Here is a 22274-nt window from a genome sequence, read left to right as displayed (position 1 = left end):
GGTTACCGTTTTATAGGGATTTGAGGGTCGAAATGATGGCCAAAGAGTCGCCGAGCAGACCATTAAAACAAATTTTTATTTGAGTATGTGGTGTGTCTGTGCCGGGATTTGGCCCCAGGCGAACAGGCGGATTGCATAAATCAAAACACTTTCCATTCGGGTAGAAAAATGGATCAAAACCTTACCGAGTCTAAAAGCAACAATGTTTCCAAATATTATCAATATGTGAGACATGATGTTATTGAATTGATTCCCGGCAATGTCTGTTCGGTTTTGGAAGTCGGTTGTGGAGCAGGAAGAACCGGACAATTTGTCAGGGAAAAATTCAACGCCTATGTCGCTGGGATAGAACTGGACCCGGACGCCGCAAAGGAGGCTCGGGTTGTTCTCGATGACTTGGTGCAGGGTGATATTGAGACCATGGATGTTCCGTACCCGGAGGGAAGTTTTGATTGCATCCTGTTTGCCGATGTTCTGGAACACTTGAAAGACCCTCTTGCGGTTATCAGAAAATACAAAAACCTTTTGACCGCGGGCGGAAGCATGGTTGCCAGCATCCCCAATGTTCAGTTTTATGAAGTGGTCCATCAGTTGATAGAAGGGAATTGGACCTACCAGGACGAAGGGATTTTAGATCGCACTCACCTGAGGTTCTACACGTTCAAGGAAATTGAAAAACTTTTCAGGGAGGCCGGACTGGAAATCGAGTCGATCACCGAAAACCTGGTCCCACAGGCAAAAGGCCTGGAAGGTGGAAACAAGGACAGTTTGCAAATAGGGAGGCTTCAAATATCCGGTTTGAGCGAAGAGGAAATCCGGCGTTTTTTTGTTTATCAGTATAAGGTGGTCGCAAAGAAAAAGGTCGAGCGAAAAGATTTGAATGCCGCGAAAAACAGTTACAGCGGGCGGAGGCAAAACAATGCTGAAGCTAGTGCAAGTTCTTCCCCGCGGCGAAACGGAAACGTGGTGGAAAACCGTTTGGAAAAGGCGGTATATGGCAATAAGGAGCCACTGGTGAGTGTTGTGATTCCCGTTTACAACGGCGAACGATTTATTGCAGATTCACTGGAAAGCGTACTGCAGCAAAGCCATCGAAACCTTGAAATATTGTTGTGCGATGATTTTTCCCGTGACCGGACCGAAGAGGTTGTCCGGCGTTATAAAGACAGCAGAATTCGCTGGTGCGAGAGTGAGAAAAACCTGGGACATGTGAAAAACCTGAACCGTGGAATCAGGTTGGCTGAAGGTGAGTTTGTTTGCTGGCTCAATCAGGATGATTTGTTCCTTGAAAACAAAATTGAAGTCCAGCTCAAAGCGTTTCAGGAAAACCCCGAGCTGGGTGCGGTTTTTTGCCGAAAATTTGATGTGAATGGAAACTTACAGAAAGTCAATCGTTTCAACCCGAGCCAATTTGAATTCAACTCGCAAAGCCAGGCGTTGATTAATTTTTTTGCGCACGGATGCACCGTCTGCGCTCCGACTGCCATGTTCCACCGAAAGATCTTTGAAACGGTCGGGTTTTTTGATGAGCAGTATAAAATCGCTTTTGATTTCGACATGTGGTTTCGGATATTGAAGGTTTGCCCTATTGCAAACATAGGAACCCCTTTGCTGAAGTACCGCCATCATGATTTGAACACCAGCGGCAGACCGGAAAATACTTTCCAAATACTGGATGAAAGCAAACAAATAATCCGGGATGCAATTCGGAAACTCGAGGTGAAAGATCTTGATCCCGAGTTCGCTGAGGAAATGAAGAGTTCAGAGGTTTCAGAAGACCGGCTTGTAATGGAAAACCAGTTCTGGGAGTTTTACGCGCAGTTCTTTTCAATAAATGGGGTATGGAGTTTTCGTCAAACTCTGGCTGACAGTTTTAGGGAGAAGGTTCAGAACGGGAACCCGGAGCCTTGTTTGGAAAGTCGATGAAAAAATTGGATCTGGTACGTTGAAGGTTTTCTGTCTCTCTGCATGTTAATTTCCCCTCTAATATTTCTGTTCCATGGCGGAAGCGATGAACAACTCCCCCTATGAGGTTGGCCAGCATGGATTTATTCATCTGGTATAAAGCATGCCTCTTTCCTTATAATCTGGTTGAAACATTAATCGAGAAATCTTCCGCGCTCTTCCAGAGACGGGATGCGGCAGGTTTCTCTTTTGCCGAACAGGCGGTAACGGTTCTTCGCAATCGATTCGTACACGCCGTCGCGGATGAAGACGGGCACCCATCTCAAAATCCAAAGCAACGACCAGATTCCGCCGAGGCGGCGGAAGATGCGCAAAGCCGCCGTGGACTTCACGGAAATGCGGTCGCCTTCCACCAGCACGACGCTGTCCATCGAGCTCTCTTCGACCGTGCCCAGCACCCGGCGGGCGGTTTCTCCCTGCAAAGGGGAGAAGCGGAACACCTGCGAGCGATCCTCGCGCACAAGGAAATCCACAAACCCGTTGCACAACCCGCACACGCCATCGAAAAAGATGATGGGTGGTTGTTCGTTCGCCTTTGCGGGCTTGGGTGCCATGACCTTCCGTCCTTTCAGAGTTTTATTATAAGGCTTTTAACATAGGAGTGGATGATGTGGAAGGATCGCAATGAACTAAAAACCGATTTATGGGGTGCGGCATGCGTGGTATGATTCGGCTGGTTGGCGAGTGGTGCAGGGCAGATGGGACGGATTGCCCGTAAACAGTTTGCAGATGGAAGCTCAAAGTAAATGACGCGCCCCCGTAGCTCAGCAGGATAGAGCAACGGATTCCTAATCCGTAGGTCAGGCGTTCGAATCGCCTCGGGGGCACCAGATGAAAATGGCTTATAGATTTCGATCTATAAGCCATTTTTTGTGGGGCGTTCTATTTGGTCCGGACAGGGTGAAAAGAGTTGGCCACAACCTGGGAGCCTTTATCCATTGTCGTCGCCTTCACGATCGAACTTGATGTTCAAAAGGTATTCGAGCGTGTTGACGATTTCCTTTTGCAAAAACGGTTTGGTGATGAAGCCGTCATGCACTTCTTCCTTCAGGATATCTTCCTTTTCGTGTGAAAGAACCGAAGCGGATAGCAGGATGATTTTTGTTTCGTCTTTTTCCTGCTGCATCGTGCGTATTTTTTTCGCCGCTTCCAGGCCATTCAGTTTTGGCATCTGGTAATCCATGAAGATGACGTCCGGTTTCCAGTTCCGGGCAACTTCTACGGCCTCTTCTCCATTTTCCGCGGCTTTGGTATCGAACCCCAACTCACTCAAAAGTTGCGCCAGGATTTCGACGTTGTCCGGGATGTCGTCCACGATCAGGACTTTGAATTGAAGCTCTGCGGGCAGGTGGTACCGCAGCGTTTCGAGAAACTTCTGGTTTTTGGGGTTGGATGCGGCCGGGGCCAGTGGAATGGAAAAATAAAAACAGCTGCCTTTGTTTTCTTCGGAAACGAGTTTCAGTTCCCCGCTCATCAATTCCACAAATTTTTTCGAAATCGCCAAGCCCAGCCCGGTTCCTCCCTTGGACTGCCCTATCTCGGCCTGCTGGAAGGCTTCGAACACCTTTCCCTGTTTTTCTTTGGGGATGCCTTTGCCGGTGTCCTTCACGGAAAACTGAAACGCGGAGTTTCCCAAATGTTTGACTTGGATGGTTATGGACCCCTCTTCTGTGAATTTGGTGGCATTGCCGACAAGATTGATCAGCACCTGTTTCAACTTTTGATCGTCCCCCAGGAGCCAGCAAGGCTCGTCGAGGGCAATGCCCTCGATGGAAAACTGAATGCCGGCGGCTTTGCATCCCGACTCAAACATCACCGAGATATCCAGCATGATCTCAACCAGATCGAACTCCTGGATATGCAGGCTTATGTTTCCGGATTCGATTTTCGCGAGGTCCAGTACGTTGTCGATCAGCCGCATCAGGTGCTGGCCGGCGCGGTAGATGCCTTCCACGCCGTTTCTTTGGCGGGGCGTCAGGATTTTTTCGTCGAGCTTCATGATCTGGGCATAGCCGAAAATCGCGTTGAGGGGCGTGCGGATTTCGTGATTCATGCGCGAGAGGAATTCTGATTTCGCCTGGTTGGCATTGTCCGCGATTTCCTTCAAGCGTTGGGTTTCTTTCATTTCGAGTTCCAGATCGTTGGACTGTTTCTGGATCAGGGACCTTTGATTGAACAGGTCAAGAAACACGCTGACTTTGCTTTTAAGGATGATCGGGTTGAGCGGTTTATACAGGTAATCCACGGCTCCGCGCTGGTATCCCTTGAAGACGTAAGGTTCTTCCTTGCTGGAAGCGGTGACGAAGATAATGGGGATGAAACGGGTTTTTTCGATGCCCCGTATGAGGGAGGCGGTTTCGTAGCCGTCCATGTTGGGCATTTGCACATCCAGCAGAATGAGGGCGAATTCGTGCTCGAGAACCCGGGACAAGGCTTCTTTCCCGGAGTCTGCGCGGATGATATGGCAGGACAGGTCGTCCAGCAGGCTTTCCAAAGCGATCAGGTTGGCTTCCACATCATCTACGATGAGAATGTGGGGGCGGTCCTCAATGAGTTTGCGTTCCATAAGATTTCTTGAATTTTAGATTATACGGACGACTTGCATTGCATTGGGCCCCCCCCTTTAACCACAGCAAAAATTCAAGCCGCTTCCTTTTTTCTGTAAATTTTATTTTTATCGTCGAACACGTCAAACAGTGCTTCGTTTTCTTCACCAAGCAGACGCTCGTTGGCGCCTGCGCAGAAAAAACCTTTATGGCACAATGAGTCCCAGAAAACGCGAACAGACCGTTGCTTCAGCTCGCTGTTGAAATAAATGAGGACATTCCGGCAAAAGATGAGATTCATTTCTCCAAAGGAATTGTCGGTGACCAGGTTGTGGTCGAAAAAGGAAATGTTTTTCTTAATTTCCGATTTCATGATGACGTTGCCGTAACTCGCCGTGCAGTATTTGGATAAGCTTTCGGTGCCTCCGGATTCGAAATAATTGTGGGTGTCTTCCTTGATCAGTTCGATCGAATAAATCCCCTGGCGCGCCTTGTTCAGGGCTTCGGTGTTGACGTCGGTGGCGTAGATGTGTGCTTTCTCGAACAGGCCTTCTTCCATAAGCAGGATGGCCATGGAATAGACTTCCTGGCCGGTACCGCACCCGGCATGCCATATTTTGATGGAGGGATACGATTTTAAAATGGGGATCACATGACTCCGGATGTTTTTGAAAAACGAAGGGTCCCTGAACAACTCCGTGACGTTGATATAAAAATCAGAAACCAACTTGTGAAAGAGTTCTTTTTGATTCAAAGCCAGGTGTTGCATGTGTGAAATGGTCTGGATGCCTTCTGCCTCCATGCGTCGTTTCAGCTGGCGCTTGATGGAGCTGTATGTGTAGTTGCGGAAGTCGTAACCGTACTTCTGGTAGATGACTTCCAGCAGGGCCCACAATTCCAGGTTTTCATTGAGTTCCTCCTCGGATAGAGAAGGGCTCCTGGGATCAGTGTTCGTTTTCATGGAGCACCCAGACCTTGATTTGATTCAACAGAGTTTCGATATCTACAGGTTTGGTCAGGTAGTCGTTGGCTCCCGCCTCAAGGCATTTTTGTTTGTCCCCCTTCATGGCTTTCGCGGTCAGAGCGATGATGGGTAGATTTTTAAACTCGCCTTTTTTCCGGATTTCCTGCATGCATTCGTAGCCATCCATTTCCGGCATCATGATATCCATGAGGACAAGATCGACATCCTTGTTGGTATTTAGTTGCTCCAAGGCTTCTTTACCGTGCTTGGCAATGACCACGGTCATGTCATATTCTTCGAGCACATGGGCGAGAGCGAATACATTTCGCAGGTCGTCGTCCACAAGTAGGATTTTCTTGCCAGAAAACACCTTGGCGTCGACGGATGCGATCGCTGAGGTCTTCGCGCCCGTGGCCTGTGACTCAGCCACTTTGTGTAAAAACAGGGTGGCTTCGTCAATCAGCCGTTCCAAAGAGTGCGCACCCTTGATGATGATGCTTTCTGAGAAACGCTTGAGTTTGACTTCTTCATTGGGAGTCAATTCGCGTCCGGTATAAACGATGACGGGAATGTGCTTGAACTTCTTCACCTTTTTTATGTTTTCGAGGAAGTCGAATCCGGAGATGCCATCGAGATGCAGATCGAGGACGATGCAGTCTATTTCGTTTTCTTCCAGGGCTTGCATCCCCACTTCCGCTGTGGTGGCGGTGATGACGTGGGTCTTGCTGTTGCCGAGCATCTTCTTGATTTCGTCCTGGACGATGGTTTCGTCCTCGATCACCAGAAGGTTTTTGATGCCTTTGGAGATGACCTTTTCAATGCGCAAAAAGGCGTCGTCGATTTTCTCCGGCGTAACGGGTTTTTTGAGGAACCCGATCGCCCCCATGCTCATGGCTTCCTTGTCTTTGTCAAGCGCGGAGATGAAGTGGACGGGGATGGTTTTGGTCTCGGGCCTATTTTTTAATTTATCCATGACCATGAGGCCGTCGATCCCTGGCAGGCCGACATCGAGGATGATAGCGGAAGGCTGAAACTGCTGTGCGAGCAGGATTCCGTTTTCTCCGTCATCGGCGATCAGGCATTTAAAGCCTTTGTCACGAGCCATGTCTTTCAGCAGGTGGGCGAACTTCAGGTCGTCTTCGATGATGAGAAGGGTGCGGTCGCTGGTCCGGATGTCCTGGCGGTCGTCATCCACTTCTGCGTTGGTTGCGGTGGACGTTGGCGTGTCTGGCTGGAATATTGCTTTGTTCTTCCTCCCATTGCCGGAAGAGTCGGAAGTTTTTAGAATGCTAACGGGTTTCTCCGCTTTTTCCGGCAGGAAAATCGTAAATGTAGAGCCGTCTCCCAGTTTGCTCTCAAGCTGGATTTCGCCGCCCATGAGGCGGACAAATTCCCGGGTGATGGAAAGTCCGAGACCCGTGCCCCCGTATTTGCGGCTGGTGGTGCCGTCTTCCTGTTGAAAGGCTTCAAAAATTTGCGCCCGTTTGGTTTCATGAATGCCTTTGCCGGTGTCGGTGACCTGGAACGCGATGGTGGCGCTGGGTTTCAGTTTGGAGTTGGCCAGGGTGGTTCCGGAATCCGGCCGGAAGATGCTGACGGTCACGCCGCCCTTTTCTGTGAACTTGAACGCATTCGAGAGCAGGTTGCGGAGAGTTTGCTCCAGGTGTTTGCCGTCGCAGACCATGGATTTGGGCAGGCCCGGCTGGAGGTTGATGGTGAACTCCAGGTTCTGCTCATCGGCGACGGGCTGGAAATTCCGCTTCAGGCTGTCCACAAAGTGATCCAGTTCCATGTCTTCCAGAACCATTTCCATATTTCCGGATTCGATTTTGGACAGGTCGAGAATGTCATTGATCAAATTCAACAGATCATTGCCGGAGCTATGAATGGTTTTCGCGAACTCGGTTTGTTTGTCGGTCAAATTGTTGTCCTTGTTATCCACAAGCAATCGGGAAAGGATCAGCATGCTGTTGAGGGGCGTGCGCAGTTCATGCGACATGTTGGCCAGGAACTCGGATTTGTACTTGCTGGAGATTTCAAGCTCGCTGACCTTTTCGTTGACGAGCTTGTTCTTCTTCTCGATTTCCTGCTTCTGGTTTTCCAGAATGGAAGCCTGTTCTTCCAACTGACGGTTGGTTTCCTGGAGCTCTTCCTGTTGTTGCACCAGTTTGGCTTCGGAGTTTCTCAACGCATCCGTCTGACTTTCCAGTTCCTGATTGGCCTCCTGCAACTCCACCTGCTGCTGCGCCAGTTCATCCGCCTGGGCGCGGGACTCCTCCAGCAGTTCCTTCAAGTGGTCCTGGGTTTGCGAGAGATGGAAACTGATGGCCAGAATTTCGCAGGATTGGCGGACGAATTCCAGCTTGGCATCGTCAAAGGTATGGACCGACGCCAGTTCCAGCACTCCCTTGACCTGGTCTTCGTGGATCAGGGGTGCGACCAGAATCATGGTTGGCGCCTGATCTCCCAGACCGGAAACCACGCGAATGTAATCATCCGGGATGTTGGTGATGGTGATGATGTCTTTTTCCAGAGCGGCCTGCCCGATGAGCCCTTCTCCCATTTTGTATGCACTCGAGATGCTTTTGCGTTTGGAGAAAGCATAGGTCCCAGTCAACTTGAACTCATCATCCTGCTTGAGATAAATGGCGCCGACCTGCGCGTTCAGAGTTTCAGCGAGGTAACTGATGGTGTTCTGCGCCAGCGAGTTCAGGTCCTGTTCGCCTCGCCGCATTCTTTCGTATAAATTGGACAGACTGCTGGACAACCAGTTTTTCTGCACCAGGTCCTTGGTTAACTGTTCTTTTTCGCGTTCGGCTTCCTGCTGTTTCCTGGCCTGCTCCAGCATGCGGGTGAGCGCCAGGTGGAACTCGCCCTTGGCCTGGAACTCCTGGGTGTCCGTGTTGCCCTGCAAAATATTTTCCGAGTAGTTGATGAACCGTTTGAGTCCGGCCATCAGATCGTTGCAAGACTGAGACAGGATGCCGATTTCATCCTGGGTTTGCACCGGCAGGGTTTCCTGGTCGAGCACGCCTTCCGAAAGTTTTTGCAGAGTTTTGGAGGTGTTGTTGACCGGGCGCAGAATGGAGCGGGCCAGGTACACGCCCATGAAACCGAGAAGTCCTACACTCAAAGCGATGGCAACTGAGACGGAGTACCGGCTGTTGGTGTTGCTTTCCTTAACAAGAAGAGTGAATTGATCCACCATGCCGTCATTCAGGACGCGGAGAACTTTGGAACCGGAGATGACACCCATGCGGGCCTGCCGGAACGCATTCGAACCGACGGGCGCATTCAAAAAGTCCTGAACCGCGCTTTCGAAGGTTTGGAATGCTTTTGAAATCTCCCACGCCTTGTTCTGAATCTGGGGTGAATCGATGGGAGGGATGTCCACGCTTTGAGTGGCTTTCAGGTCTATAAAAATGGGTCCGCCAAAGCGGATGGCGCTCAAGGTGGCCTCGTACATATTTTTGGCCTGGCTGTATCCATCCAAACGGGAGTTCAGTTCGCTCTGCCCGAGGACCGCATCGTCGGCATAGGTGAGCAGGTAGCGGCGCATGCCCAGCATGTCTCCCTGATCAAAGGTCTTTGTCTTTTGAATGGCATTGTGACAGGTGGCGCATTCCTTGGACGTGGCCCGGTCCGGTGTGTAGTAGGCGAGAAAGAGTTTGCCGTCGCGCTCGAAAATCTTGCTGAAGGCAGTGGAGCCGGTATTACTCAAATGGTTGAATGCTTCCTTGTCCAGTTCGGTTTTAAGACCTTTGGCCGGGTTGATGGGATTGTCAGACAGGAGCTCGAGGCTCAGGTTGTTGTCCGCGCCCAACACCTCGGAAATCTTACGGGTGAAGGTGACAGGGGAGGGGATGCTTTTGGAATCGAGGGTGGCTTCGGACTGCGAAATGAGGAGGCCATGCGCCTGGGCCGGGCCAACCACCATGGTGGAGTACGTTTTTCGGAAGTCGGTGATGAAATGGTCGATGGTTTCGACTTTGCCTTCAATCTGGTCTTTGGCGCTGCGGGTGGAAGCATGTTCGAGGATGGACTTGGCCATCAACTGGGCCAGCACGCGCTGGCGTCCCAGTGTGTTGACCATGAATGAATTCTCGTCGCTTTTTTTTACGGACAGAAAAAATAACAGACCCGTGAACGTAATAGCCAGAAACACGAGTGCCAGCCCTATATAGGCCTTCTGACGTACAGATAGACTTTTCATAGCTCCAATATCCCTGTTTTAATCCGACCGATAACTAGGTTGAATGCTGAATATGAGCTTCCTTCAGGAGCAAGGTTCCCGTCCTGACTCGTGTAGAGTGTAAGATCCAGATGGCTGAAAATAATGCGGCATGTATACAAAAAATATTTGGATGTTGGGTCTCACCTTCTCCCGTCGTCCTCACAGAGAATTTAGAAAGACCGGATCAAAATCAGTGTATTCCCAATGTAACGGTGGATTCAGTATACGCCAACTTTTATTAAGCAAAGCCTGCAATAAACTTTAAAACTTTGAAAACCCTGAATAATTTGCAAGATGGAATGTCTGCATAAACTCCAATCACTTGCCCGTAAACCGTTTAGTTTATATCTTTTATGAGTTATTTAGACGAAAAATGGGCGCATTGTTTTGAAACACTAAAAACAGTTATCGAACTTCTAGACATTGAAAAAAATAGAAATGCGCCCTATTTGCTGTTAGATACAGACTTGCTTTAAGAAGAATACTCGATAATACACATTTTTTCAATGATATACATATTCCCAAGGCAGCAAGATATACTTTTGATTTATCGAGGGGGAGGGGGCACTGCAGACGGGGAGTCGATAGAAAGTTTCGGTATGTTGGGTTAAGTCAATTGTCATCGGATTTCCGAATATTAGCCAGGATATACAAAATTTTCTTTGATTCAAATCTCCGCCCTAATTTGAACATCCGCTCTGCCAGCCGGGCCTGGTCAGGACCCAAACCTTTCAAGGTCTCCAGATTTTTTTCAAAATCCATGAACAACCCCATGCGGACATTGTGGTCGATTGTGGACCACAACGACTGGGGAATCTCTATGGTTTCGTAATTCAGCGGCTCGGACGCCGCCTGTGTCTCCGTTTGCGGTGCCGGGGTGTTTGTCGAAGACGGCGGAGTGGTAAATTTATCTTTCAACAGTTTGTGGGTGGTTTTAAGCAGGTCTTCATAGACCACCGGTTTTCTCAACACCGCGTCCGCCCCTGCATTCAGGAACTCTTTGGTCTGGTGGGTCAGCGTGGACGCGGTGGTCATGACGATCTTGAAGCGATCCTTCCCGTACGTTTCATGAATTTGCTGCATGACCTCAATGCCGGTCAAGCCCGGCATCTGGTGGTCGAGAAAGATGATGTCCGGCTTCCAGTTTTCGATCAGGGTCAGGCTGTGCTCACCATCTTCCGCCGTTTGTACATCGACGCCGAGGGTGGAGATCAGTTCTTTTAAGATATCGAGGTTTGCCTTGTTATCATCGACCAGCAGGGCTTGGATGAGCGGTGCGCCGGTTTTTTGTGCGAACTCGCCCAGAGCGGGATCGGGGTCGGCTTTTTTGCTGGCCGGGGGAAGGAATAACGAAAAATAAAACCGGGATCCCTTCCCGGGTTTGGATTCGAGTTTGAGTTCACTATCCATGATTTTCACCAGCCGCTGGCAGATGGTGAGTCCCATCCCGGTGCCGCCCTTGGATTTTCCCACTTTCCCCTGGCGGAAGGGTTCAAAGATGCTGGCATATTCATCGGATGGGATACCGGGACCGGTATCGACCACTTCAAACCGGTATGTATCGTTTTTTCTTGCGATAACGCGGAGCAGCACGCCGCCGGTCTCGGTAAACTTGGCGGCGTTGCTCAACAGCTTTACCAGGACCCGGCGCAACTTTCCCTCGTCGCCCCAGACCCAGATTTCCTGATCCAGGGGAAACGACACCAGTTTGAACTTCAACTCTTTTTCCTGGCAATCCACACGCGTGATTTCCGCCAACTGGTGAACTAGGGTGATCAGGTTGAACTCGTGATTGGCCAGATTTTCTTTTCTGGCTTCGATTTTGGAAACATCAAGGATGTCGTTGATCAAGGCCAGCAGGTGACCCCCCGACCGGTAAACTATGCTGAGTTTTTCTTTTTGCTCATCAGTCAGATTGTTGCTGCGTTGCAGGATCTGGCTGTAACCGAGAATGGCATTGAGCGGGGTGCGGATTTCGTGGCTTATGTTGACCAGAAACTGGCTTTTGGCGTTGTCCATCTCCCGGGCTTCTTCCGCGATCTTCTGTGCTCCCATGAATTTCCGTGTGCGCTCTTCGACTTTGGCTTCCAACTCATCCTGATTGGTTTTGATCACCGTCGTCATGCGATTGAATGCCTGTGCCAGTTGCCCCAGTTCATTTTTGGAACGCACAGCCAGCTTCAAGTCCCAGTTGCCATGGCTGATGGAGTCGGCCTGCCGGGTCAGGCGTTGAATGGGTTTTATGATCGACTGCACAAAAAAACCTATCAAAACCAGCACGCCGGCGATTATGGGGAACAGGATGGTTATCAGGTCTGATTTCAGTTGCGTGACCGGTCCCATGACCTCATGGCGATCCACCACATAAACCAGGGTCCATCCAAGCCCCTTGTAACCCTTGTAGCCCTTGGATTTGTCGTAGGTAACCAGCGAAGGCCTGGATTGCAGGAGCTCGTTGTGAAACTCCCGGTCTTGTTTCATCGATTCCGTGATCGCCGGCCAGAGCGGAAACGTTTCTTTAAACTCAAGGGGTTTCAAGCTGGTTTCTTTTCTATTCGGGTTGAAGCCGGTTAGTAAGACTTCCCCTTGCTTGTTGACCAGGTAATATTCCAGGGTACGAAAATTTGAACCCTGCCGTATCTCATCCAGTATGTCCTTAATGATTTTGATATTGATGGCGGCGGTGACCATGCCGTTTAGATTACCCTGCTCATCCAGCACCTTTTTGGAAACCCGGACCGTGTAGGCGGCGGCGCTGTCATCGTATTCGACATCTTCAACGGAAATGCCATCCGATTGAACCGCATTCCGGTACCAGTCTTCATCGCCCTGGTAATAGTCGGTGGTTCTGGGGAAGCAGCCCATGATGGTGCCGTACCGGTTGGTGGCAAAAATCTCGTTGAAGACATAAAAGTGAAACTTTTGATTGAGGAACTGGATTTTGTTTTCAAATTCCTTTGAAAGCGTGTTGGAGAGGATCAACTCAATCTCTACAGGAGTGGCGCCCTGTTTCCAGGCCTGATCCACTTTTTGAATGTATTGCTTCCTGTTCGGAATGGCTTCCAGATCGAGATTGGAGTGGTCGAAAACATGATCCAGTTGCATATCGAGGGGTTGAAGCTCAATTTCCTCCATGCGGAGGAACAGCATTCGATCCAAGGCACCCATGGCCTCATTCACGAGATCGTGCAATTCGTGGCCGATTTGTTTCTCGAGGGCGGACTCTGTGCGTTCGGCAAGATAAAAATTGGCAGAAGCGATAGTCAGGCTGATGATGAAAACAAACAGATAGATTTTTGTCGTCAGCTTCATAGCGAGTCCATTGTCTGAAATTGAACTTCTTCCGAATTAAATGCCAGAAAGTCCATCCGGTCAAGGCGAATACGATTAATCTTGCAAGGCCTCACTTTTCCCGTGAAAACCGGGGGAGGAGAAAGAAGTGCGGAAGGGAAGGGGGCTTATCCGGAATAGCGGATAAACAAGGATGGGGCAAGGCCAAGGTAGGGTTATAAAAGACTTTGAAAAGGGCGCGATTAAGTGGGTGTGTTTTGACAGAGTTCCACGATGCTTTTCACCAGGGAGGATGCCGCGGAACCATCTCTCGCCGTCACGATTCGATCGTCTGCGATGACGTCCTCCTCCTCACAATAAATACCGAGACGGTCCAGCTCCGCAATGGCAAGATCGAGATCCGGAGAGGCGCACCGGCCGTTGAGCAGGGATGCCCGGGCGAGCACCACAATGCCCGCGCCGATGGCGGCGATCACGCTGCCGGCCCGGTAATGATCGACCAGAATCTGCGGCACGATGGGGTCGTCCCACAGGGATTTGGCCGCGCCCTTGCCGCCAATCACAATCACCGCATGGTATTTGCCGAAAATGCCTTCCTGCTTGTTCCAGTCGATGATCGTGCCGTCCGGCGTGTAGCGTTCCCGGTTCATTCCGGTTGCCGCCTGCCCCGATTTGGAGACGACAACCGTGCGCGCCCCGGTGGGCTCCAAGGCCTGTCGCAGGCCGAACAACTCCTGTTCCTCAAACTGATTTTTGGGCATGATAATCAGAATGTTCTTCTCTTGAAGGGGCATCATCAACTCGGAATAAAATGTGTTTTACCAATTGGCATTATACAGTTTTATGATATTCTCAATCTTCGAGAAACCGAAAACTGGGTTCGTACTTTCTGCTGAAGGGATCGAGGAAGAGCATGACGGCGAGCGATTTGATACTGATAGTGGATGATCATTACGATAGCTGCCAGGTACTGAGCGAATTTTTCAACACATTGGGCTACCGGGTTGAAATTGCTGAAGATGGCAAGGAAGGTCTTAAAAAGTTTTTTGATTTGAGACCCTGCCTGATCATTCTGGATATTCGAATGCCGATCATGGACGGGTATGAAATGCTGCAACGCATTCGCAAGAAGGACAAAAACGTTCCCGTCATCGTTGTTTCCGCACAGTCCCAGTTGGACGGAGTGGACGAGTGCATGAAGCATGGCGCGACGGATGTCCTCTCCAAGCCGGTTGATCTGCAACAGCTGGAAGACAGGGTGAATAAATACCTGAAAATCTGATCCTCTTCGTAACCGAAAAAACGACAACCCGTCATTTGTAAGATAAGGGAACGAGAAAAACCTGGTCGGTCTCTTCCTGGCGGATGAACGATTTGGTTACCGGGCATTGAAACGGATTGGCGAGCACCGCTTTCACTTCCCCAGGCAGATCCTGCCCTTCCCAGATTTCTTCCACGGTTTTCGTTTCGTCCGGGCCGTTTTCCAGCATCACGTGATGCCGGGTTGGATGCGTGTCACCGCAGGCATCGCACACACTATGGATTTCATATTTTTTCATGGTCGATATCCAATCATTCCTTTAAAAAACTGATGTCGATGGGAAATACAGATTGTTTCCAATAACGGTCTGTTTTGTCAAGCAGGGAAGCTCACTTCACTTTGGAAGTTTGAACTCCAGCTCTCGTGAAAACACCGGCGGGTGGCCGGGGTCGAAGTAGGCATCCAGCACCAGCACGCCGCGTTTGTCATCCGCGCTCACCACCAGTTGCCGTCCCTTTTGATTGAGGTGCGGCTGCCCCGGCAGCAGAAGGATGCCGGCGGGGATCAACGGGATGCGGATGGATTTTGCCTGCCCGGCCTCAAATCCCCCTTCCATCGGCGGCCACTCCGCCTTGCCCACCGTGGAGAACATCCATTTCACAAATTCGGAAGGCTGGCCGTTGGGATACATCGCCAGAAACGACGACCGCGCCGTTTGCCGGGGGGCGGAGAGGTACCGGACCACGTTCACCGCACCCTCCAGTTTGGGGTATTGCGGCGGGTCCTCCCAGTCCACGAACAGCAGCGGCAGTACCAGGAACATGCCCAGCGTGCCCCAGATGGCAAAGGCCTTCGCGCCTTGTCCCGACGATCTCATCGCAGTCCTCTAATGATTCCAAAGCGAATGTCAGTGTCGCAGATGGGGCAGGGAAGGTCTATCGAAAATTGGGTTGGAGTGCAGGAGGGCAGCCGTTCATTTGTTTTGGTTTATGTCCTGGCTCAGTACCTGCAACAGTTCTTTCTGGGCGAGAGGATTGGTCGATAACTGATCCAGAAAGCGAAGCTCAAACACCACCTGGTCGTCCTTGATCCAGATTTTTGGGAAGGGGGTTTCGATCTCATTGAATACATATTCCCGCTTGCCGACCTTCATGACCGCGCTGGGGGAAGGCGGCTCGAACCCGAAGGCGCTGATGTACGGGATGTCCTGCTCCTTCAAAAAGGCTTCCAGCTTGCCTTCGCTGTCGGCCACCATCAGCTTGTGTTCCTTCGCCCACTGCCGGAACGATTTGAACATGTCACGCGGAAACCCGGTGATGGCGATGGTGTCGAGATGCTCCCAGCGCTCGCCCTTGTTGACCTCAATCACCAGTTCAAACCGGGAAGGGTCGCTCACTTCAGGCAGGGTGACCTCGATGTCCCGGTTGCATTCGCTGGCGACCACTTCGGTCGCAGGCACGGAATGCGTGTTTTGCTTGCGGAACAACTGGCTGCGTATGTGGGAACAATCCGCGACGACGTATTCAAAAGGGACACTCAGCGTGGCGCCGCCAAATCGATGGTATGCGCTGTGTTTGGGAAGGGCGGCCAGCACCCAGGCAGGCAACAACAAAACGACAAAAAGGCAAACCAATGGTTTGGTGTAACGGCTCCTGATAACTTCAGCGTTTTGCCGGGACCGAAGATGAACGGACATGATCCTTGAGAGCGAAAGGGATTGTTTGCGGTCATCATAACCAAATCAAAAGTCACCGCCTAGCGGAAAAATGCAGGCCCGGTCCCTTGAATAAAGGAACGCTTTGAAATTATTCCAATAATGCTTTTTATAAATATTTGCTAGAATCGGTTTTTTTTTAGATGGGTCGAACTCTCTGCGGAAGTTTGCGGGCCGTCGGCCCATTTCCTGTTGATATGTTCACCAGATGTCCGGAATAGCCATGAAGACAGTCCGAATTGTTTTACTGGGAGGGGCCCTGTTGCTGGCGGGCGGCATGAGTGCCGGAGCCGGACAGGTTGCCGATGAAAGCCTCGCGGAATTCGTCTCCCCCGCGACCGGCATCGAGTTGGTCAAGGTTCCCGGCGGGTGTTACGTGATGGGGGACGACGGCGGATACGATTATGAAAAGCCCGAGCACGAAGTATGCGTCGGCGATTTTTATATCGGGCGCTATGAGGTCACCCAGGCGCAGTACCAGAAACTGATGGGACACAACCCATCGAAGTACAAAGACTCCCGCCGCCCGGTGGAACGCATCTCGTGGAACGACGCCATGGCCTTCATCCAAAAACTCAACGAGACTGAAAACACTCAGGCCTACCGCCTGCCGACGGAAGCGGAATGGGAACGCGCCGCCCGCGCCGGCACCCGCACCCGCTATTACTGGGGCGATGAAATGGACAACGCCTACGTCTGGTATTACGGCTCCGCCGAGTTTCAGACGCACCCGGTGGGCACCCGCAAACCCAACGCGTTCGGCTTGCACGACATGCTGGGCAATGTGTGGGAATGGGTCAGCGACTGGTATGGACATGGTTACTATCACCACAGCCCCCGCGACAATCCGCGGGGGCCGGACAGCGGTCGTTTTAAAACCCGCCGCGGTGGCGCCGTGACCAACCTCGTCACCTATGTGCGTTCCGCCACGCGCTATCGCGGCCTCCCGGATCACCGCCATTACATCCTCGGTTTCCGCCTCGCCCGGTCGCCGGAATGAGACGGTGAGGGCGGCATTCTCGTCATCCCCAATTTGAGGTTTCGATTTTAAGCCAAATGGTGTACGGTTTTGGTCATACCGTCATCGATAATCAATGGAGAGAATGCGTTATGCCTTCCGAACACGAACGGCGTTTTTCACTGGATAAGGTCGAGATCGATCCCGCCATTAAAAGCCGCATCATGTCCGCCGATGGCGACGAGCATGTCGGCGATTGGGATGGAGAAAACATCGATGACCTGTTCAAGGAACTGGACCGCATCGAGGAACGCGTCGATGCCAGCTATTCCACCCTGCCGCACCGCGAAAACATCCCCGAAGACTTGCGGGATAAGGTGGAGAAGGATTACCCGATTTGGGCTTGTGATCGGCATGGACGATGCCTGGTGGGAGAGACCACGGATAAAATTGAAACGGTGGATGCCATCCGCGCGCATTATGAAAAAGAGTACGGCGGTGTGGATAAGTTTCTGGAAAAATTGCGCATCGAGCGGGAACAGTTCGAGGCGACCTTGCGCGCTAAAAACAAATAATTAGCCGACTACCCCATTTGGGCTAATTCTGTGTGTCTTGATTTTCAATGATTTCCAACCCCTCCTTTTTTCGCCATACCCTCCCGGAGCCGCTTCCCGCAAGGGATAGCGCTTGAACCCCTCTTTAATAACTGCTATAAAAAAGCTGGATTTCAAGTTTTTCAGGGGGTGGTTATGCCGATCGGAAAAGTTAAGTGGTTCAGTAACAAAAAGGGTTATGGCTTCATTCAATCTGAAGAGGGGAAAGACATTTTTGTTCACTACTCAGCGATTCAAGAGGAGGGGTATCGGTCACTCACGCAGGGGCAGGATGTGGAGTTTGAGATCAGCGATGGTCCCAAAGGTCCGCAGGCCTCCAACGTGTCGAAGAAAGAAATCTAATACAAACTGCATGCAAAAGGGCGGGGCTTTGGCCTCGCCTTTTTTTATTGCAGGCCGTTTCGGATGAGGCGAAAAATCAAGGCCAGTCCGAACAATCCGCCAAACGTGGTGACGATCATCGCGCCGGTCGGCACGTCCAGCGAAAAAGACAGAGCCAATCCCGCAAGGCTTCCCGCCGCACCGATCACCGAACCTAAAACGAATTGACGATACAGGGTATTTGCAAACAACGTGGCGCACACCGCCGGGATGATGAGCAGGGTGAACACGAGAAAGATGCCCGCAGTTTTGATGGAGACGGCAATCACCGCGCCAAGCAGAGTATAAAACGCAAAGTCCCACAGGGCCCGTTTGTAGGAACGGGGGGCGGTGGTCTTGCGGTCGAACCAGGTTTCAATCGGCTTGCGCCACTTCCACGCCAGCAATCCCACTCCCGCCGCCGTCACAGCCAGTGTTGCCACGCCCGACCAGGTGATCCACAGGATCGAGCCGTTCAGCATGAACTGAATATGCTCCGCCGCATGGGGAGCCTGGTCGGCAATGATGATGGCGAGCGATGCGCCGACCACGTACACGATGCCGATCACCGCTTCCTGCGACACCTCGGGAAAGCGGTATTCCACCACGGCGAAAAACAGCGCACCGAGAAGAATGAACAACAGGGAAAGTCCTTGCGCGCCCCAGGAATGCGCGTCCCATTCCAGTGCGAATCCCAGCGTCGCACCCAGTGCCGCCAGTTGCGCCAGCGACAAATCGACGAAAATCACTTCGCGTTTCAAAACGTGCAAGCCGAAGTAGGTGAAGACAAGGGCGAGGATGACGCACCCGACCGCCGGCGCGGCCATGAAAGTGAGGAATGCGCTCATGGCAGGGAAGCCCCGTAAATGGTGCTGATCAGAAAATCGAAGAAGGCGATGGTGGTTCCTGCTTCCGGGACACCCCCCACCCCCGGCGGCAGGCTGAGAACCTTGGCTTCGGTTTTTTCCGCCAGCAGTTCTGAAAAACGCAGGCGGTAATAGCTGGCCTGTAGAATGACGTCCACTTTCTGCGACTTCATTTTATCTGCAAGCTGGGCCAGGTGGGACGGGGTGGGTTGCACGCCGGGCTTCACCTCGACGGTGCCAATCGACTCGATGCCGAAGCGCTGCAGAAAATAATCCCAGGTGCGGTGGTAGGTGACGAGCCGCACGCCTTTCATCGGTTCCATGATGCGTTTCCACTGCGCGAGCCTTTCTTCAAACCGTTTTACAAAACTGTCGCGGTTGGCGGCGAAATCGCTTTCGTGCGCAGGGTCGAGTTTGGTCAGATGATCCGCCAGCAGGAACACCATGGGCTTGATGTTTTCCGGATCGAGGGTGTAGTGCGGATTGCCGAAGGGATGCACGTCGCCCATCGACCGGTCCACCGGGGTTTCCGGCACCTGGATGGGGTCGATCGCCAGCGACATGTCCAGCAGGCCGGGCTCGCCGTAGCGGATTTTTGAGTTGCGTGCGCCCTGGATCAACAGCGGTAACCAACCGACCTCGAGGTCGAGTCCCTGGTAGATCAACAGTTCCGCTCCGTGCAGGGTGACCATGAGGCTCGGTTTGGCCTGAACGAAATGCGGGTCCTGATATCCGCGGGTGAGGCTGGCGACCTCCACATGCTGTCCTCCCACTTCCCGCGTCAGCGACGCGAGGTCTTCGGTGGTGGTGACGACCTTCATCACGGCATGGGCCGGGAGGGCGCTCAGCAAAAGCAAGAGCGCGATCCCGATACCCGCCCAAAATACCGGACGCAAGCCTGACTGCAGATTGCGATGGTTTGTCATGAGCCTCCTCAGTAAGTGTGTGCGGGATGGGAACCCATCGAGAAGTTCAATTGCAACATCACCTGCTGTTCTTCCGAGAATCCCTGGTCGAGATAGTTGTACTGCAGGCGGATGGCCGAGAACTCGCTCGGCACGTACCCTATGAGACCGGACCAGCGGTACTGGTCGTCGAAATGTTTCGGCTCGTGGAAACCGACGTAATCGTAACGACCCTGCACCCACCAGCGTTCCAGAAACTGATACTGCACCATGCTGTACATGCCGCCCCGGTTGAGGTCCGGGTTGGCGGCGTTGGTGACGGGGTTGGTGCCGGTTTCCTGAAACGAGCCGATGTACTCGGTCTGCCAGATAAGTGTTTTGTATCGCGATCGCTTGGCGGGATTCCATTTGAGCGTCATGTTGCCTCCCACCAGATTGGTGCGGCCGCGTCCGGAGCCGGACTGGGCCCCGGCTTCGTTGCGTCCGGTGGCGAAGGAGCCTCCCAACTCCAGCGTGGTTTCCTCGTCCAGATCCCACAGGTTTTTCAAATGGGCCAAGTAGAGAAAATCGTTATTCAATGGCCCATTGAACTGAATTTCATTGTCGCCCTGGACCACTTGAAATATGGCTTCCGAGTACCAGGGCACCGGAACAAGATAACTGGTTCCCACTCCGACCTCAAGCAGACCTTCGTCCCCAAACAAGGTTTCGTTGACCAGAGGCTGGTCAATGAAGGGAAACTGATGGGTGTGCAGCAGGTTGTGCTTGCCAAAGCTGGTATAAAATTTTCCGGCGCGAAGAGCCAGCCTGTCCATCAACAATGCATCGATGAAGGATTCCTCGATTTCCACTTCGTCCCCTTCGAACGTGGCGCGGAAATTGGCGCGGAGATAGGTGTCCACGTTGGCGGTGAACTGCAGCTCCATCTCCTGGATTTTGAATCCGGTCGAGTTTTCGTTGTCGGGGTCGGTGTTGCCAATGGACCGGTACTGTCCGAGGAACAGGCCGTTGACAGAAACTGCCGGATTGAAAAACCGCGACAAACCTGTGGCGGTGGAGAACGAGGAGTCCGCGGAACTGCCGGTCCCTTTTGGGAGATTCTTATAAATATCCGGGGTGATGCTGCCGGATGGCTGGGTGCCGGGGGCCTGTTGTGGCGCGGTGGGTCCCGATGGCTGGGTCTCCAGCTTATTGATACGCCGTTCCAGCCGTTTGATCTGCTGTTCCAGCTTGTACGTTTCCGAATCGGTTTTGGTTTCCTGGGCGACAGCAGGCACAGCCAGCAGGCACACACCGCACACGAATGCGGAGAGTTTGAGCGGTTTCATGCAAAACTCCTGAATTTATGGGCAACACGCAGCGCATGCCACACGCCCGGGAATTCCGGACGGAGCACGGGTGTTGCGGTGAATGATCGTGGATCAAAAACCTTGAATGTTCAGGAGAAAAGGGGAGGGCTTCTTCCGGAGTGGCGGGTGGAAACGGATTGCGAATGCGTTTCCTGGTAAAAGATGATCTGGGAAACAGTATCAAAGTCAGCATTCAGCGGTGCGAGGGTTGGGATCAACCCCGCATTGGAGTGTGAAAAATGGCAGGGGGAACAATCCTGATGCAAGTCTTTGAGGTCAAATTCATGACTGTGCAGGAAGGGAGAAAACCCCACCATGGCCGTAAAACACAGGGTAAACAGTGCGGTCCACAGGAAGTTTCGGCGTTTGAATGTGTTCGATGGCGTCATGTAATCAGGTCGAACCCGTGATTGGGCGTTTGGCTTAGGATGTAGTTTTGGGGGCTGGGATTCAACCGATTTTGGAAAATCAGAAAATAATTTGGATGCGGGGGAGTCGCGGCGGGGTGGGAGTCCAGCAGCGAGGCCCTCTCTTCCAAAAGAAGAGAGGGCCGTCACGCCTGGGAGGAGGAGCCTGTCCTTGGCAGGGTCAGGTCTCGGGAGCAACTCAATCTTCGCTGTAAAAATGGTCGGGATACTCGACGGTGCCGTAAATTTCGTTCAACAATTTGCGATTTGCGTCCTTGGGTTTGATCTGTAGATTTTTCTTCTCCGGATCAAAAAAGCTTTCCCAATACTTTTTACTGAGGGTCTGGGTGGAAACCTCTTTTTTCAATTTCCCATTGTGACCGAAGACTTTAACCGGATAGAGCATGATTACCTCCTTCAGGCTAGGGTGAGCGGAGCCGGGCTTTCTGTTTTGGAACCGACGGCATGCTGCCGCCGTGTGTATGGACTGAGGTGTTCGCTGGGACAGGAACGTCAGTCCCCCCTTTTTTTATCTAGTGTCATAATAAGGATTGAGAATTAAATGAAGGTTAAAGAAGCATTAAAAAATTTTAATATTCTGGGGCCGGGGAGGGCGGTTTTTCCCCGGAATGGGCTTTTGGGGTGGGGAAAAAGCGGGAAATGCTTGATTTGTGTGAAACGAACGGGTATTTTTTGAATCTAAATCTTGAGAACAGCAGGCGATTTTTCAACCCGTATTTTGAGATATTATGAACGCGCGATCTCCAAAACCCCTTTGGGACAAAACCTTCTGGGCAAAGCCGTTGACCCTGGCGGAGTCTTTAAAAGTCCGTGATGGTC

General features: G+C 51.8%; 19 protein-coding genes and 1 tRNA gene. 6 read left to right on the top strand and 14 right to left on the bottom strand.

The window, feature by feature from the left end; all coding sequences use genetic code 11:
• Nucleotides 1-168: 168 nt before the first annotated feature.
• Nucleotides 169-1926 (top strand): glycosyltransferase, encoded by a 1758-nt coding sequence (locus QML71_RS08645; protein WP_282011523.1) that lies wholly within the window; start codon nucleotides 169-171, stop codon nucleotides 1924-1926.
• Nucleotides 1927-2099: 173 nt separating this feature from the next.
• Here the strand turns inward: QML71_RS08645 and QML71_RS08640 are convergent, their stop codons facing one another.
• On the bottom strand, nucleotides 2100-2519 hold the full coding sequence (locus QML71_RS08640) for a thiol-disulfide oxidoreductase DCC family protein (RefSeq protein ID WP_282011522.1): 420 nt from the start codon (nucleotides 2517-2519) through the stop codon (nucleotides 2100-2102).
• Between the two features lie 199 nt (nucleotides 2520-2718).
• Here QML71_RS08640 and QML71_RS08635 point away from each other — a divergent pair.
• Nucleotides 2719-2795: transfer RNA gene (locus tag QML71_RS08635), tRNA-Arg, on the top strand.
• Nucleotides 2796-2896: 101 nt separating this feature from the next.
• Here the strand turns inward: QML71_RS08635 and QML71_RS08630 are convergent.
• From QML71_RS08630 to QML71_RS08610, 5 genes are all read right to left on the bottom strand, one after another.
• Complete coding sequence (locus QML71_RS08630; RefSeq protein ID WP_282011521.1) at nucleotides 2897-4531, bottom strand: hybrid sensor histidine kinase/response regulator; 1635 nt, start codon at nucleotides 4529-4531, stop codon at nucleotides 2897-2899.
• 74 nt (nucleotides 4532-4605) lie between these two features.
• A complete protein-coding gene (locus tag QML71_RS08625) occupies nucleotides 4606-5472 on the bottom strand; it encodes a CheR family methyltransferase (RefSeq protein WP_282011520.1) in 867 nt (288 codons plus the stop codon).
• Nucleotides 5456-9688, bottom strand: coding sequence for a hybrid sensor histidine kinase/response regulator (locus QML71_RS08620; protein WP_282011519.1), 4233 nt, complete (start codon nucleotides 9686-9688; stop codon nucleotides 5456-5458). Before QML71_RS08620 ends, QML71_RS08625 begins: the two co-directional genes overlap by 17 nt.
• A 633-nt stretch (nucleotides 9689-10321) precedes the next feature.
• On the bottom strand, nucleotides 10322-13021 hold the full coding sequence (locus QML71_RS08615) for a hybrid sensor histidine kinase/response regulator (protein ID WP_282011518.1): 2700 nt from the start codon (nucleotides 13019-13021) through the stop codon (nucleotides 10322-10324).
• Between the two features lie 221 nt (nucleotides 13022-13242).
• Nucleotides 13243-13761, bottom strand: coding sequence for a DJ-1/PfpI family protein (locus tag QML71_RS08610; RefSeq protein ID WP_371832118.1), 519 nt, complete (start codon nucleotides 13759-13761; stop codon nucleotides 13243-13245).
• A 152-nt stretch (nucleotides 13762-13913) separates the two neighbouring features.
• Between QML71_RS08610 and QML71_RS08605 the strand changes: the two genes are divergently transcribed.
• The gene (locus tag QML71_RS08605) at nucleotides 13914-14282 is read left to right on the top strand and encodes a response regulator (RefSeq protein WP_282011517.1); all 369 of its coding nucleotides are present in this window, start codon (nucleotides 13914-13916) and stop codon (nucleotides 14280-14282) included.
• Nucleotides 14283-14313: 31 nt separating this feature from the next.
• Here the strand turns inward: QML71_RS08605 and QML71_RS08600 are convergent, their stop codons facing one another.
• The 3 genes from QML71_RS08600 to QML71_RS08590 all read right to left on the bottom strand — a co-directional run bounded on the left by QML71_RS08600 (nucleotide 14314) and on the right by QML71_RS08590 (nucleotide 15870).
• A complete protein-coding gene (locus QML71_RS08600) occupies nucleotides 14314-14559 on the bottom strand; it encodes a hypothetical protein (RefSeq protein WP_282011516.1) in 246 nt (81 codons plus the stop codon).
• A gap of 96 nt (nucleotides 14560-14655) precedes the next feature.
• The gene (locus tag QML71_RS08595) at nucleotides 14656-15138 is read right to left on the bottom strand and encodes a hypothetical protein (RefSeq protein WP_282011515.1); all 483 of its coding nucleotides are present in this window, start codon (nucleotides 15136-15138) and stop codon (nucleotides 14656-14658) included.
• Nucleotides 15139-15234: 96 nt separating this feature from the next.
• Nucleotides 15235-15870, bottom strand: coding sequence for a hypothetical protein (locus QML71_RS08590; RefSeq protein WP_282011514.1), 636 nt, complete (start codon nucleotides 15868-15870; stop codon nucleotides 15235-15237).
• A 328-nt stretch (nucleotides 15871-16198) separates the two neighbouring features.
• Between QML71_RS08590 and QML71_RS08585 the strand changes: the two genes are divergently transcribed.
• The 3 genes from QML71_RS08585 to QML71_RS08575 all read left to right on the top strand — a co-directional run bounded on the left by QML71_RS08585 (nucleotide 16199) and on the right by QML71_RS08575 (nucleotide 17889).
• Entirely contained in the window at nucleotides 16199-16975 is a 777-nt protein-coding gene (locus QML71_RS08585) for a formylglycine-generating enzyme family protein (protein ID WP_282011513.1), read from the top strand.
• A gap of 110 nt (nucleotides 16976-17085) precedes the next feature.
• Nucleotides 17086-17508 carry a hypothetical protein gene (locus QML71_RS08580; protein ID WP_282011512.1) on the top strand — a complete coding sequence of 141 codons (423 nt, stop codon included), beginning with the start codon at nucleotides 17086-17088 and terminating at the stop codon, nucleotides 17506-17508.
• Between the two features lie 174 nt (nucleotides 17509-17682).
• Entirely contained in the window at nucleotides 17683-17889 is a 207-nt protein-coding gene (locus tag QML71_RS08575; protein ID WP_282011511.1) for a cold-shock protein, read from the top strand.
• A 44-nt stretch (nucleotides 17890-17933) separates the two neighbouring features.
• On the opposite strand, the gene QML71_RS08570 is transcribed toward QML71_RS08575, so the two are convergent.
• From QML71_RS08570 to QML71_RS08550, 5 genes are all read right to left on the bottom strand, one after another.
• A complete protein-coding gene (locus QML71_RS08570) occupies nucleotides 17934-18755 on the bottom strand; it encodes a metal ABC transporter permease (protein WP_282011510.1) in 822 nt (273 codons plus the stop codon).
• The gene (locus QML71_RS08565) at nucleotides 18752-19699 is read right to left on the bottom strand and encodes a metal ABC transporter substrate-binding protein (protein ID WP_282011509.1); all 948 of its coding nucleotides are present in this window, start codon (nucleotides 19697-19699) and stop codon (nucleotides 18752-18754) included. Before QML71_RS08565 ends, QML71_RS08570 begins: the two co-directional genes overlap by 4 nt.
• An 8-nt stretch (nucleotides 19700-19707) precedes the next feature.
• Nucleotides 19708-21006 carry a porin gene (locus QML71_RS08560; RefSeq protein WP_282011508.1) on the bottom strand — a complete coding sequence of 433 codons (1299 nt, stop codon included), beginning with the start codon at nucleotides 21004-21006 and terminating at the stop codon, nucleotides 19708-19710.
• 110 nt (nucleotides 21007-21116) lie between these two features.
• Nucleotides 21117-21416, bottom strand: a complete 300-nt coding sequence (locus tag QML71_RS08555) for a hypothetical protein (protein WP_282011507.1) — start codon at nucleotides 21414-21416, stop codon at nucleotides 21117-21119.
• A gap of 217 nt (nucleotides 21417-21633) precedes the next feature.
• Complete coding sequence (locus tag QML71_RS08550; protein ID WP_282011506.1) at nucleotides 21634-21840, bottom strand: hypothetical protein; 207 nt, start codon at nucleotides 21838-21840, stop codon at nucleotides 21634-21636.
• Between the last annotated feature and the right edge of the window lie 434 nt (nucleotides 21841-22274).

It is taken from the genome of Nitrospina watsonii (assembly GCF_946900835.1).
GTDB classification, from domain to species: Bacteria; Nitrospinota; Nitrospinia; order Nitrospinales; family Nitrospinaceae; genus Nitrospina; species Nitrospina watsonii.
Note: the sequence above shows the minus strand (reverse complement) of the source record. Positions and strands in the feature narration are given on the sequence as shown.

Bases quoted from the DNA above. Each gene is read 5' to 3' on its own strand.
- QML71_RS08645 (WP_282011523.1), top strand. From the start codon at position 169: ATGGATCAAAACCTTACCGAGTCTAAAAGCAACAATGTTTCCAAATAT.
- QML71_RS08640 (WP_282011522.1), bottom strand. From the start codon at position 2,519: ATGGCACCCAAGCCCGCAAAGGCGAACGAACAACCACCCATCATCTTT.
- QML71_RS08630 (WP_282011521.1), bottom strand. From the start codon at position 4,531: ATGGAACGCAAACTCATTGAGGACCGCCCCCACATTCTCATCGTAGAT.
- QML71_RS08625 (WP_282011520.1), bottom strand. From the start codon at position 5,472: ATGAAAACGAACACTGATCCCAGGAGCCCTTCTCTATCCGAGGAGGAA.
- QML71_RS08620 (WP_282011519.1), bottom strand. From the start codon at position 9,688: ATGAAAAGTCTATCTGTACGTCAGAAGGCCTATATAGGGCTGGCACTC.
- QML71_RS08615 (WP_282011518.1), bottom strand. From the start codon at position 13,021: ATGAAGCTGACGACAAAAATCTATCTGTTTGTTTTCATCATCAGCCTG.
- QML71_RS08610 (WP_371832118.1), bottom strand. From the start codon at position 13,761: ATGCCCAAAAATCAGTTTGAGGAACAGGAGTTGTTCGGCCTGCGACAG.
- QML71_RS08605 (WP_282011517.1), top strand. From the start codon at position 13,914: ATGACGGCGAGCGATTTGATACTGATAGTGGATGATCATTACGATAGC.
- QML71_RS08600 (WP_282011516.1), bottom strand. From the start codon at position 14,559: ATGAAAAAATATGAAATCCATAGTGTGTGCGATGCCTGCGGTGACACG.
- QML71_RS08595 (WP_282011515.1), bottom strand. From the start codon at position 15,138: ATGAGATCGTCGGGACAAGGCGCGAAGGCCTTTGCCATCTGGGGCACG.
- QML71_RS08585 (WP_282011513.1), top strand. From the start codon at position 16,199: ATGAAGACAGTCCGAATTGTTTTACTGGGAGGGGCCCTGTTGCTGGCG.
- QML71_RS08580 (WP_282011512.1), top strand. From the start codon at position 17,086: ATGCCTTCCGAACACGAACGGCGTTTTTCACTGGATAAGGTCGAGATC.
- QML71_RS08575 (WP_282011511.1), top strand. From the start codon at position 17,683: ATGCCGATCGGAAAAGTTAAGTGGTTCAGTAACAAAAAGGGTTATGGC.
- QML71_RS08570 (WP_282011510.1), bottom strand. From the start codon at position 18,755: ATGAGCGCATTCCTCACTTTCATGGCCGCGCCGGCGGTCGGGTGCGTC.
- QML71_RS08565 (WP_282011509.1), bottom strand. From the start codon at position 19,699: ATGACAAACCATCGCAATCTGCAGTCAGGCTTGCGTCCGGTATTTTGG.
- QML71_RS08560 (WP_282011508.1), bottom strand. From the start codon at position 21,006: ATGAAACCGCTCAAACTCTCCGCATTCGTGTGCGGTGTGTGCCTGCTG.
- QML71_RS08555 (WP_282011507.1), bottom strand. From the start codon at position 21,416: ATGACGCCATCGAACACATTCAAACGCCGAAACTTCCTGTGGACCGCA.
- QML71_RS08550 (WP_282011506.1), bottom strand. From the start codon at position 21,840: ATGCTCTATCCGGTTAAAGTCTTCGGTCACAATGGGAAATTGAAAAAA.